The following is a 12,085-nucleotide window of genomic DNA, read 5'->3' on the forward strand; positions in this document are numbered from 1 at the left end:
CCCACGTGCCGTCGCGCGCCTGCCGCCGCGTCGCCCCCACCCGTTGCCGCGCGCCCCACCAGCCCTCACCCCGGCGTGCCGCCTGTCTCCGCACCCCTTCGCCGCCCAGCGCCACCACCAACCACCCCCGGCCCCCACCCGCCACCGCGCCGCCCGCGCCCTCACCTATCGCCCCGCCCACCTGCCGCCGCCTCGCCTGCCGTCGCGCCACGCCACCCGCAGCCACCCCCGGCTTGCCGCCCCACCACTTCACCCGCCGTTGCACCGCCCTCGCCCCCACCCGCAACCCCACCACTCCACCCGCCGCCGCTCTCCCGCTCGCCGCCGCGCTCCTGCCCGCCGCTGCGCTCCCGCCCGCTGCCCCGTCACCTCCCGCCCGCCACCCCACCCGCCGCCCACCAGCTCTCAACCCTGCGCGCCGTCCCTCTCCCCGCCCCTCCGCCGCCCAACGCCACCACCAGCCACCACCCGCCGCGCTTTGTCGTGCGCTCACCTCGAAAACATTTCCCTCCCTCGCAGGGAAATCACGATGTATCGGGCATGTCTTGACTCCCCGATTGTTAGCGATAACACTCAGGTCGTGACTGACATGACGATCGACCGCGACGCGTGCGTGGTGGGTGTCGACTTCGGCACGCTGTCCGGCCGCGCCGTGGTCGTGCGCGTCCGTGACGGTGCCGAGCTCGGTACCGCCGTGCACGACTACCGCCACGGCGTGGTGGACCAGGTGCTGCCCGCTACCGGGCGGTCGTTGCCGCCGGAGTGGGCTTTGCAGGTCCCGGCCGACTACCTCGACGTCCTGCGCACCGCCGTCCCGCAGGCCGTCGAGGCGGCCGGGATCTCGGCGGAGCAGGTGATCGGCATCGGGACGGACTTCACCGCCTGCACGATGGTGCCGGTGACCGCGGACGGCACGCCGTTGTGCGACGTGGCCGAGTTCGCGGAGAACCCGCACGCCTACGTGAAGCTGTGGCGCCACCACGCCGCGCAGCCGCAGGCCGACCGGATCAACGAGCTGGCTCGGGAGCGCGCGGAGCCGTGGCTCGCGCGGTACGGCGGGCTCATCTCGTCCGAGTGGGAGTTCGCCAAGGCGCTGCAGCTGCTGGAGGAGGCGCCCGAGGTCTACGCGGCGACGGCGCACTGGGTCGAGGCGGCGGACTGGATCGTCTGGCAGCTCACCGGCACCTACACGCGCAACGCGTGCACGGCCGGGTACAAGGGCATCCACCAGGACGGGCAGTATCCCGGCGAGGAGTTCCTCGGGGCGCTCAACCCCGAGTTCGCGTCGTTCGTCGCGGACAAGCTCGACCACCCGCTGTCCGCGCTGGGGGACAGGGCCGGCGCACTCACCGCGGAAGCCGCCGGCTGGACCGGCCTGCGGGAAGGGATCGCGGTCTCGGTCGGCAACGTCGACGCGCACGTCACCGCGCCCGCGGCGCAGGCCGTGGAGCCGGGGCAGATGGTCGCGATCATGGGCACCTCCACGTGCCACGTGATGAGCGGGGCCGAGCTGCGCGAGGTGCCGGGCATGTGCGGCGTCGTCGACGGCGGCATCGTGCCGGGGCTGTGGGGGTACGAGGCGGGGCAGAGCGGCGTCGGCGACATCTTCGCGTGGTTCCTGCGCAACCAGGTTCCGCCCGAGTACCACGACGAAGCCGAGTCGCGGGGCATCACCGTGCACGAGCTGCTCTCCGAACTCGCTGCGGCACAACAGGTCGGCGAGCACGGGCTCGTCGCGCTCGACTGGCACAGCGGCAACAGGTCCGTGCTGGTCGACCACGAACTGTCCGGTGTGGTCGTCGGCCAGACGCTCGCCACCAAGGCGGAGGACGTCTACCGCGCGCTGCTCGAGGCCACCGCGTTCGGCACCAGGGTCATCATCGACGCGTTCACCGACGCGGGCGTGCCGGTCACCGAGCTCGTGATCGCCGGCGGCCTCACCAAGAACCCGTTGCTGATGCAGATCTACGCGGACGTCGTGAACCTGCCGCTGTCGGTGATCGGGTCGGCGCAGGGACCGGCGCTCGGCTCCGCGATGCACGCGGCGGTGGCCGCCGGCGCGTACCCGGACATCCGGGGCGCCGCCGAGAAGATGGGATCGGTGCGGCGCAACGTCTTCACGCCCATCAGCGCGAACGTCGAGGCGTACGAACGGCTCTTCCTCGACTACCAGGAGCTGCACGACTACTTCGGCCGCGGTGCCAACGATGTCATGCACCGCCTGCGCGCGTACCGCCGCGCCGCTCTGGAGGGGAAGAACTGATGTCGCCCACGGCGGAACTGCGGCGCACGGTCGCCGAGCTGCACCGCGAGCTGACCCGCTACGAACTGGTGAGCTGGACGGCCGGCAACGTGTCGGCGCGCGTGCCCGGCCACGACCTCATGGTGATCAAGCCGTCCGGGGTCTCCTACGACGAGCTCGGACCGCACGCGATGGTCGTGACGGACCTGCACGGCACGCTCAAGGAGGGCGAGCTCGCGCCATCCAGCGACACGGCGGCGCACGCGTACGTGTACCGGCACATGCCCGACGTCGGCGGTGTCGTGCACACGCATTCCCCCTACGCCACGGCGTGGGCGGCGCGCGGCGAGCCGATCCCGTGCGTGCTCACGATGATCGCGGACGAGTTCGGCGGCGACATCCCCGTCGGGCCGTTCGCGCTGATCGGGGACGACTCGATCGGCAAGGGCATCGTGGACACGTTGAGCACCAGCCGGTCCAAGGCCGTGCTGATGCGCAACCACGGCCCGTTCACCGTCGGCGAGACGGCCGTCAAGGCCGTGAAGGCCGCGGTGCTGCTGGAGGACGTCGCCCGCACCGTCCACTTCGCACTCCAGCTCGGCAAGCCCGACGTGATCGACCAGGAGCACGTCGACCGGCTCTACGAGCGCTACCAGAACGTTTACGGCCAGTGAGCCCAGAAGGAGAGCACATGCCGGACAAGCCCCAGATCTGGTTCCTCACCGGCAGCCAGCACCTCTACGGCCCCGAGACGCTCGACCAGGTCGCGGCCCAGTCCCAGCAGATCCAGAAGATGCTCACCGGCTCCGGCCGGATCAGCGCGGAGATCGTCTGGAAGCCGGTGCTGACCGACTCCGGCGCCATCCGCGCGATCATGCAGGAGGCGAACAACGACCCGTCGTGCGTCGGCGTGATCGCGTGGATGCACACGTTCTCGCCGGCGAAGATGTGGATCACCGGGCTGGACCTGCTGCGCAAGCCGTTGCTGCACCTGCACACGCAGCTCAACGAGGCGCTGCCGTGGTCCAGCATCGACATGGACTTCATGAACCTCAACCAGGCCGCGCACGGCGACCGCGAGTTCGCCTACGTGCAGACGCGGATCGGGGTGGCGCGCAAGACGGTCGCGGGCCACGCGAGCGATCCCGTCGTCGCGGAGCGGATCGACGGCTGGGCGCGCGCGGCGGTCGGCCGCGCCCACCTGCGCGGGCTCAAGCTGGCCCGCTTCGGTGACAACATGCGCGACGTCGCCGTGACCGAGGGCGACAAGGTCGAGGCGGAGCTGCGGTTCGGCGTCTCGGTCAACACCTACGGTGTCAACGACCTGGTGGAAGCGGTCGACGCGGTGCCTGACGCGGACATCGACCTGCTGGTGACCGACTACGCCGAGGCTTACCGCCTCGCACCCGAACTGGCGCGCGGGGGAGAGCGGCACGACTCGCTGCGCTACGCCGCGCGCATCGAGATCGGCCTGCGGTCCTTTTTGGACGCCGGAGGTTTCGGCGCGTTCACCACGAACTTCCAGGACCTGGGCGGGTTGCGGCAGCTCCCCGGCCTCGCCGTGCAGCGGCTGATGGCGGACGGCTACGGCTTCGGCGGAGAGGGCGACTGGAAGACCTCGGCGCTGCTGGCCGCGGTCAAGGCCATGAGCACCGGCACGGGCCGCGGCACGTCGTTCATGGAGGACTACACCTACCACTTCGGCCCAGGCGAGCCGAAGATCCTCGGCGCGCACATGCTCGAGGTCTGCCCGACGATCGCCGCCGCGCAGCCGTCCTGCGAGATCCACCCGCTCGGCATCGGCGACCGCGAGGACCCGGTGCGGCTCGTGTTCGACGCCGCTCCCGGACCCGCCGTGGTGGTCGGCCTCGCCGACATGGGCGACCGCTTCCGCCTGGTGGCCAACGAGGTCACCGTCGTGCCGCCGGACGAGCCGCTGCCGAAGCTGCCGGTCGCGCGCGCCGTCTGGAAGCCGGAGCCGTCGCTCTCGACGTCCGCGGAGTGCTGGCTCACGGCGGGCGGCCCGCACCACACGGTGATGACGCAGGCCGTCGGAGCCGAAGTGCTGCGGGACTTCGCGCAGATGGCCGCCACGGAGCTCGTGCTGATCGACTCCGAGACGACCCCGGCGTCCTTCGGCGACCGGCTGCGCTGGAACTCCGCCTACCACCGCCTGGCGGCGGGGATCAGCTGACGGGCGTGGAACTCGGCGATCTGCCGCCACGTCGCGACGGGGTTGGAGTAGAGGGGGAGCTGTCCGCTGTGCGGGATCTCCGCCAGCTCCACCCCGTTCGCGTCGAGCAGCGGCAGGTACGAGAGGCCGGCGAACTGCTCGCCGTAGAGGTACATCCGCGAGCAGGGCAGTGACAGGAACTTCCGCAGCAGGTCGCCGTGGTCGGCCAGTTCGACCATGGAGCGGAAGAGCGTGGGGATGGCACCGCGGCGGACCTTGGCGGGCAGGTTCGCCGCGTACAGCCCGCCGCCGTAGCAGGGCGTCGCGCGGCTGCGTTCGGCGAGCGTGAACACGAACGCCGCCGGGTCGGGGTGGTGCAGCGCCTCGCGGCTCAGCGTGCAGTCCTCGGGGGCCAGGATGCCCTTGATGTTGACGAAGCTCAGGACCCGGCCGGGTTCCTGGTGCGCCAGCAGCAGCGCGGTGAGCGCGCCGGTCAGGTGCCCGACGACGTGGAACCGGCCGATGCCCGCCCGGTCGAGCACCCCGCGCAGCGCGTCCACCAGGAACGGCAGGTCGACCGCCCCGAGGTCGGCGCACTCCGTCGCGCCCGCACCGGGGGCGTCGTAGGCGAGGAACGGGCGCCCGGCGAAGTCGTGGCGCTGGAGGACGTCGAGGTAGTCCTCCTTGCTGGTGCCGAACCCGTGCAGGAAGACCACCGGGTCGTCGGCGCCCTCCCGGCGCACCGACGCGACCTTGAGGTTGACCCCGTGGACGCGCAGCGGGACGTGTTCGTGCACGACTCTGTCTGCCGATGGCATGGCTGTTCCCCGGATCTTCGCAGGTGCAGGGACTGCGGAACGAATCGTGAGCATGCCAGCGACTGTGAACGCTCACAAGTAGTTGAACCTTTCATTTTCCCGGTCCGTACTCCCTCTGTGCCGGCACAAAACGTCCCCTAGTCGTGAGGTTCCGATATGTCGAGAGCGCATGCACGACCGCAGCGGAGCAAGAGGGTCGTCGTCGCCGGTGTGGCCGTCGCGGCGACGTTGACCGCCGTGACGGCGGCCGTCGCCTTCGCCGGCGGCGAGACCGCGTCGGGTGCCATCGCCTGCCCCGCACCGGTCGTCCCGGCGGTGCCGGCCGCCGCCCAGGCCGAGGTGCAGCGGGAGCTCGCCAACCTCGACAAGCAGATCGCCGAGGCGAACGAACGGCTGCGCACGTCGGCCGGTGAAGGCGGCCCGAACTTCGTGCAGAACGCGATCCTCGGACCGCTGGCGAGCAAGCGCGTCGCGGCGCTCAACCGCATCGAGACGGCCATCGGCCGGGTCGCGGCGAAGCCGGAGGGACTGGAGAGGTTCGCGACCTGCGGACTCGGCCAGGCGCCCGCGGTGTCCGCGCCCCCGGCCACGTCTGCCTCGCCGTCGGGGCAACCCGCGCCCGGCACCACGGCGGCCGCCGCGGGGGCCATCGAGTGCCCGCTCCCGGTGCTGCAGAACGTGCCGGCGGCCGCCCGCGCCGAGGTCGACCGCGAGCTCGCGAACCTCGGCAAGCAGCTGGCCGAGGCCAACGAACGGCTGCGCACGTCGGCCGGTCAGGGCGGCCCGAACTTCGTGCAGAACGCGATCCTGGGACCGCTGGCGAGCAAGCGCGGCGCCGCCCTGGACCGGATCGCGATCGCCATCGGCCGCGTGGACCAGCGGCCTCAGGGGCTGGAACGCTTCGCCACCTGCTCGCTCAAGTGACTCTCCTCGGGGTTGCGGTGAGCTCGGCCTAGCGTTCCCAGGGGTCCTGCCGGATGGACGCGCCTCCGTCCGGCAGGACCTTGACTCGCCAGTAGGTTCTCGATAGATGTTAGCGTGAACATCGCGCGTTCAACGGAGAACCGATGACCAGACTCCTCGCTCTGCTCGCCGCTTCGGCGCTCACGCTCTCCACCGCGGTCCCCGTCTCGGCCGCCGCCGACGCCGTCACCGTCAGACCCGATCCGACCTACCAGCAGGAGCCGTTCCAGGGCTGGGGCACGAGCCTGGTGTGGTTCGCCAACGCCACCGGCGGCTACCCGGACGAGATCCGGAACCGGCTGGCGGACCTGCTGTTCGGTGCGGACGGGCTGAACCTGAACATCGCGCGGTACAACATCGGCGGGGGCAACGCGCCCGATGTGCCGGAGTACCTGCGCGCCGGAGCGGCGGTCCCGGGCTGGTGGAAGGCGCCGGCCGGCACCACGCGCACGGACACGGACTGGTGGCGGCCGGGCGACCCGCGCTTCTTCGACGCGGCAGCGGATCCGCGACAGCGGTGGTGGGTCGACCGGATCAAGTCCGGCGTGACGCGCTGGGAGTCGTTCAGCAACTCGCCGCCGTGGTTCCAGACCGTGAGCGGGTACGTGTCGGGCGGCTTCGACCCGAACGCGGACCAGCTGCGGGTGGACCGGATCGGCGACTTCGCCGCCTACCTCGCCCAGGCCACCGCGGAGCTGGAACGGGCGCACGGCATCAGGTTCGCGACGGTCGACCCGTTCAACGAGCCCAACACCCCGTACTGGCGCACGACGCTCGGACCGGACGGCAACCCGACGGGCGGCCGCCAGGAGGGCGCCCACCTCGGTCCCGCCCTGCAGGCCCAGGTGGTGCCCGCGATGGCGGAGGCGTTGCGCGCCAACAACCTCAGGGCCGCCGTGTCCGCACCGGACGAGACCAACCCGGGCATCTTCGCGGAGGACTGGGCCGGTTACCCGGCCGCCGTGCGCGCGCAGGTCGGCCAGTTGAACGTGCACACGTACGGCACGAGCCGCCGCACGTCCGCCCGGGACATCGCCAAGGGCTCCGGCAAGCCGTTGTGGATGAGCGAGGTCGACGGGCACTGGGGCACCGGGCAGAGCTTCACCAGCATGGACCCCGGCCTGGGCATCGCCGAGCGGGTGATCGACGACCTGCGCGAACTGGAACCGCGCGCTTGGCTGCTGTGGCAGGCCGTGGAGGACTACGACAACATGAAGCCGGGCGCGGAGTCGCCCGACGGCATGAACTGGGGCGTCGTCCAGATCCCGTTCGACTGCGGGCCTCGGGACACGCTCGCGACCTGTCCGGCGCGCGTCAACACCAAGTTCCACGCGCTGCGGAACTTCACGCACTTCGTGAAGCCCGGTGACCGGCTGGTGAGCGTGAACACCACGACCGACGTGGCCGCGGTGCGGGGCGCCGAGCTGAAGTCCGTGGTGCACCTGAACAAGGGCGACCAGGCCCAGTCGGTCGTGCTCGACCTGTCCGCGTTCGCCTCGGTGCGGCCCGGCGCCACCGTCCGTCCTGTCGTGACGGACCAGCACGGCGCGCTGGTCAAGGGCGCCGCCGTGCGCGTGAAGGACCGCAGGGCAACACTTTCGGTGCCCGCGCGGTCGGTCACGACGTTCGAGGTGAGCGGTGTCAGCGGTGTGGACCGCGCGGCCGCGCTCGGCGGCGAGTACCGGCTCACCGGGGTGCAGAGCGGCAAGTCCCTGGCGCCGTCGGGGACTTCGCTCGTGCAGCGCACCACGGACCCGGCCGCGGCGGAGCAGGTGTGGCGGGTGGAGCGCCGGTCCGGTGGCTATGACCACCGGGCGCAGTTCTCGATCGTCAACGCCGCGACCGGCCAGCGGATCACGGCCGAGGGCGGTGCCGTCGTGCTGGGTGCCGCGGACGGGCCCGCCGCGCGGTGGGTGCTGTCGTCCACGGGGGACGGCACGTGGACGTTCGTCAACGCGGGGAACGGAAGTCTGCTCGACGTGATCGGTGAGTCGCGTGAGGACGGTGCCAGAATTGGCTTGTACCAGGCAACCTCGGGTGCCAACCAGCGCTGGTCGGCGGCCGTGGTCCGCCGCTAGCGCGGGGCTGGTGCTGCTGCTCGCCGGAGCGTGCTCGGCGGAGCCTGCGCCACCTGCTCCCGCGCCGGCGAGCAGCACCCCCTTCAAGCCGCCCAGGCTCGTGGACGAGCGGGTGCGGTACGAGGGCGTGCCGCACGTCGTGAGGGACGTCGTCGACGGCCGCACCGTCGAGCTGGTGGACGGCACGAAGGTGCGCATCGCCCAGCTTGCGGCACCTCCCGACTGCGGCGCCGAGGGAGCGCTCACCTTCGCCAGGGCGACGTTGCTGGCGCGCGCCGTGCGCGTGAGTCCCGTGCTGTCCGGTGACGTCAACCTGGCGCTGGAGGACGGGACCGACTACGCGTTGCTCGCCGTGCGGCAGGGTGTGCTGCGGCCGGAGGGGGTCGACGGCGGGGCGCTGCTCGTGGCCCAGGCCGAGGCCGCGGCGGCGGGTCGAGGCGTGTGGGGACCGCCGTGCACCGGGAGTCCCAGCAGCGTCGCGCCGACCACGACGAGGGCCGCTCCGCCGCGCACGACGCTGCCCGTGCAGCCGCCGCCCACCACGACGACTGTGCCGCCCGCGCGCACCTGTGCCGTCGCCTACCGCGTCACGGGTCAGTGGCCGGGAGGGTTCCAGGCGAACGTGACCCTGCGCAACACCGGCACCGCCGCGTTCGACGGGTGGACGCTGCGGTGGAGCTTCCCGAACGGCCAGGTCGTCACCGAGATGTGGAACGCGCGCGCCCGGCAGTCGGGTGCGGTGGTCAGCGCGGTGAACGCCGACTACAACCCGCGGATCGCGCCCGGAGAGTCCGTCGTGGTCGGGTTCAACGGCTCCGCGCGCGGCGGGAACGGTGTCCCGGGTGCGTTCACGGTCGACGGCCGGCCGTGCGCGGTCGAGTGATCAGGCGCTGTCGCGCACGACGAGCGCGGACGGGTAGAACGTCGTCCCCGAGGTGGCGTGGCGGTCGAGCACCGACCGCGCCGCCGCGGTGGCGATCTCCTCCACCGGGTGCGTGCTCGTCGTGAGCGCCGGGCGGCTCAGGCCCGCGAAGGCGATGTCGTCGAACCCGGCGACCGCCACGTCGCCCGGCACCCGGACACCGAGCGCGTGGAGTCCGTCGAGGACACCCAGCGCGGTGAGGTCGCTCAACGCGAACACCGCGTCGGTGTCGGGCCAGCGCGCCATGATCTCGACGGCCGCCTCGGCGCCACGGCCGGCGGTGAAGTCGCCGGGGACGACGCGGGGTTCGCCGCCGCTCTCGCGCAGCACCTCGTGGTAGGCCTCGACGGCGCGGTCGCCGCAGGGCAGCCAGGACGGCCCGGTGACCATCGCGATGCGCCGCCGCCCGGTGCGCACGAGGTGGCGCACCACGCCGTCGGTGCCCGCGCGGTTGTCGACGTCGAACGACGGCACGTCCCGCGCGCCGACCCCGACCGCCGCGACCCGTCCGCGCAGGGCCCTCGGCACCGTCTCCAGCGCGGGCCGTGTCGGGTTGACCACCACCAGCCCGCCGAGCCCGCGCCCGTCGGCCAGCCGCGCGAGCGAGCCTGGATCGTGCAAGGGTAGCCAGTGCAGGGAGACGCCGACCTCGCGTTCGGCGGCGACGTGCGCGGCCGAGGTGAGGACGCGGCCGACGTAGGGGTCGTCGAGCACGGCGGCGGTGTGCCCGATGACGGCGATGGCGAGGCGCGTGCCGGTGCGGGTGACGAGCGCGCGGGCGGACGCGTCCGGCACGTAGCCGAGCGAGGCCACCGCGGCGGCCACCCGGTCCCTGCTGCGTTGCGATGCCGGGCCCTGTCCCGTGACGACGCGTGAGGCGGTGGCCCGGGACACGCCCGCGGCGCGGGCCACGTCGTCCAGCGTGGCGGTGCGTTCAGCCGTCATCTCACGAGTATTGCGGTGGAAGCGCTTCCATGTGTGGGGTAAGGGCTTCCGTATCGAGAAAGGGAGGTACCGGGATGTCGGTGACGGTGCCGAGGAGCCACGTCCGAGCCGCCGCGGCGGGGGTCGCGGTGACCTTCGGCCTCAACGGGGTGGCGGTCGCGACGTGGTTCGCGCGCGTCCCCGCCGCCCGCGACGCGCTGGGCCTCACGCCGGGCGCGCTGGGCTTGCTGCTGCTGTCCATGTCGGCCGGAGCGTGCCTCGCGATGCTCACCGCGGGCGAGGTGACCCACCGCCTGCGCCCGCGCCGCACGGTGTCCGTCTCGTCCGTGACCGTCGCCCTGGGCCTGGGTCTCGCCGGCGTCGGCATCGGCGCGTACCCGTCGGTGGCGCTGACCGCGATCGGCATCTTCACCCTCGGCTACGGCTCCGGCCTGTGCGACGTGGCGATGAACGTCGAGGCGGCGGAGGTCGAACGCGCGCTGGGCAAGACGGTCATGCCGCGCTTCCACGCGATGTGGAGCCTCGGCACCGTCGCCGCCGCCGGCCTGGCCTCCCTGGTGGCGTGGGCCGTCCTGCCGGTGACCGCACACCTCGTCGCCGTCGCCCTGGTCGTGGCCGTCGGCACGTTGTTCGCCGCGCGCACGTACCGCTTCGCGGGCGAGGACGCGCACGGCCGGGGCAGCGGGGTGCTGGCCGCCTGGCGCGAGCCGCGGACTTTGCTGATCGGGTTGCTCGTGCTCGTGTTGGCGTTCACAGAGGGCACGGCCAACGACTGGGTGGCCGTGGCGTTCATCGACGGCTACTCGCTCGACCCGGCGCTGGGCACGGTCGCGTTCGGGGTGTTCGTCACGACGATGACGGTGGGCCGGATCTTCGGCACCCTCGCGCTGGACCGGTGGGGACGCGTGCCGGTGATCGCGGTGTCGATGCTGCTGGCCGCGTCCGGGGTGGCGCTGGCGGTGTTCGCCGGGTCGCCCGGGGTGGCGTTCGCGGGGGTCGCGGTGTGGGGGGTGGGGACGGCGCTGGGGTTCCCGGTGGGGATGTCGGCGGCCGCCGATGATCCGGCTCGTGCCGCGGCTCGGGTGAGCGTGGTGGCGGTGATCGGGTACACGGCGTTCCTGGCGGGGCCGCCGTTGGTGGGGTTGCTCGGGGACCAGGCCGGGGTGTTGCGGGCTCTGCTGGTGGTGCCGGTGCTGTTGATCCCGGCGTTGGCGCTCGTGCCGATGTTGAAGTCGGCGGAGAGCTCCGACTCGTAACCCAGGGCTGCGGTGGTGCGATGGCACCGTTACGTGGCCGGGGTGTCCGGTGACGAGCCTGGGAGCGGGGTGGTGATGGCCTCGGACGATCTCGACCTGGACGAGGCCTCGCCGGCCGGTCGGATGGGCAAGGCGGCGGAGCACCTCGTCGCCGCCACGTGCATCCTCGCCTCGCGCGGCAAGCTCAACGTGGCGACTCCGCTCGTCGACGACGAAGGTGTCGACCTCCTGTTCAACGGTGCCGGTACCGACTCGATCCTCGCCGTCCAGGTCAAGGCGCGGATGTCGACCAGCAAGCGCCTTCAGTCCGAGACGTTCGTGGCGTTCGTCCGCACCCAGACCTTCCGCCAGCGCCCGACGCTCGACATGTTGTTCGTGGCGATCGACGTCGACCGCGGCGCGATCATGGCCGCCTGGCTCGTCCCGAGCACGGAGTTCGCCGAGTCGGCGACGGAGTCCAGCACGCGCGGGCGCCTCCGGTTCTACGCCTCCCTGAAGGACGGTGGCCGCGACCGGTGGCGGGCGTACCGACTCCGGCCGGAAGAGTTGGCTCCGCGGCTGATGGAGCGGCTGCGCGAGTTGGCTGCGTCCGCGATCTGACTCGCGGCCCCGCATTCGACGGCGTTCGATTCGAATAATCATCGAATCCCGGGACGAATTGTCGAATGAATTCACTTCGTTGACGCGT

Annotated in this window: 10 protein-coding genes and 1 pseudogene; 8 read left to right on the forward strand and 3 right to left on the reverse strand. The window is 72.2% G+C overall.

All coding sequences use genetic code 11. The annotated features are described in order from the left end of the window. Positions 1-292 (reverse strand): annotated as a pseudogene (locus ABZX02_RS30345) (hypothetical protein); the annotation flags it as partial. Positions 293-589: 297 nt separating this feature from the next. Between ABZX02_RS30345 and araB the strand changes: the two are divergent. Genes araB through araA form a run of 3 tightly spaced genes read left to right on the forward strand, consistent with a single transcriptional unit; the run spans position 590 to position 4,436 of the window. After that, positions 590-2,263, forward strand: coding sequence for a ribulokinase (araB, locus tag ABZX02_RS30350; RefSeq protein WP_355303536.1), 1,674 nt, complete (start codon positions 590-592; stop codon positions 2,261-2,263). Further along, complete coding sequence (locus tag ABZX02_RS30355; RefSeq protein WP_355303130.1) at positions 2,263-2,916, forward strand: L-ribulose-5-phosphate 4-epimerase; 654 nt, start codon at positions 2,263-2,265, stop codon at positions 2,914-2,916. Before araB ends, ABZX02_RS30355 begins: the two co-directional genes overlap by 1 nt. Before the next feature lie 17 nt (positions 2,917-2,933). Next, positions 2,934-4,436 carry an L-arabinose isomerase gene (araA, locus tag ABZX02_RS30360; RefSeq protein ID WP_355303132.1) on the forward strand — a complete coding sequence of 501 codons (1,503 nt, stop codon included), beginning with the start codon at positions 2,934-2,936 and terminating at the stop codon, positions 4,434-4,436. On the opposite strand, the gene ABZX02_RS30365 is transcribed toward araA, so the two are convergent. Further along, complete coding sequence (locus ABZX02_RS30365; RefSeq protein ID WP_355303134.1) at positions 4,406-5,233, reverse strand: alpha/beta fold hydrolase; 828 nt, start codon at positions 5,231-5,233, stop codon at positions 4,406-4,408. The genes araA and ABZX02_RS30365 overlap by 31 nt on opposite strands. A 156-nt stretch (positions 5,234-5,389) precedes the next feature. Between ABZX02_RS30365 and ABZX02_RS30370 the strand changes: the two genes are divergently transcribed. From ABZX02_RS30370 to ABZX02_RS30380, 3 genes are all read left to right on the forward strand, one after another. Further along, positions 5,390-6,157, forward strand: a complete 768-nt coding sequence (locus ABZX02_RS30370; RefSeq protein ID WP_355303136.1) for a hypothetical protein — start codon at positions 5,390-5,392, stop codon at positions 6,155-6,157. Positions 6,158-6,300: 143 nt separating this feature from the next. Then, entirely contained in the window at positions 6,301-8,274 is a 1,974-nt protein-coding gene (locus ABZX02_RS30375; RefSeq protein ID WP_355303138.1) for an RICIN domain-containing protein, read from the forward strand. 10 nt (positions 8,275-8,284) lie between these two features. Continuing rightward, positions 8,285-9,157: a cellulose-binding domain-containing protein gene (locus ABZX02_RS30380; protein WP_355303140.1), complete on the forward strand. Its 873-nt coding sequence runs from the start codon at positions 8,285-8,287 to the stop codon at positions 9,155-9,157. Here ABZX02_RS30380 and ABZX02_RS30385 read toward each other — a convergent pair whose 3' ends face one another. After that, positions 9,158-10,141, reverse strand: coding sequence for a LacI family DNA-binding transcriptional regulator (locus ABZX02_RS30385; protein ID WP_355303142.1), 984 nt, complete (start codon positions 10,139-10,141; stop codon positions 9,158-9,160). 74 nt (positions 10,142-10,215) lie between these two features. Between ABZX02_RS30385 and ABZX02_RS30390 the strand changes: the two genes are divergently transcribed. Both ABZX02_RS30390 and ABZX02_RS30395 read left to right on the forward strand, forming a co-directional pair. Continuing rightward, complete coding sequence (locus tag ABZX02_RS30390) at positions 10,216-11,397, forward strand: MFS transporter (RefSeq protein ID WP_355303144.1); 1,182 nt, start codon at positions 10,216-10,218, stop codon at positions 11,395-11,397. 15 nt (positions 11,398-11,412) lie between these two features. Beyond that, the gene (locus ABZX02_RS30395) at positions 11,413-11,997 is read left to right on the forward strand and encodes a hypothetical protein (RefSeq protein ID WP_355303146.1); all 585 of its coding nucleotides are present in this window, start codon (positions 11,413-11,415) and stop codon (positions 11,995-11,997) included. The last annotated feature ends 88 nt before the right edge of the window (positions 11,998-12,085 follow it).

It is taken from the genome of Lentzea sp. NPDC003310 (assembly GCF_040610935.1).
Classification (GTDB): Bacteria; Actinomycetota; Actinomycetes; order Mycobacteriales; family Pseudonocardiaceae; genus Lentzea.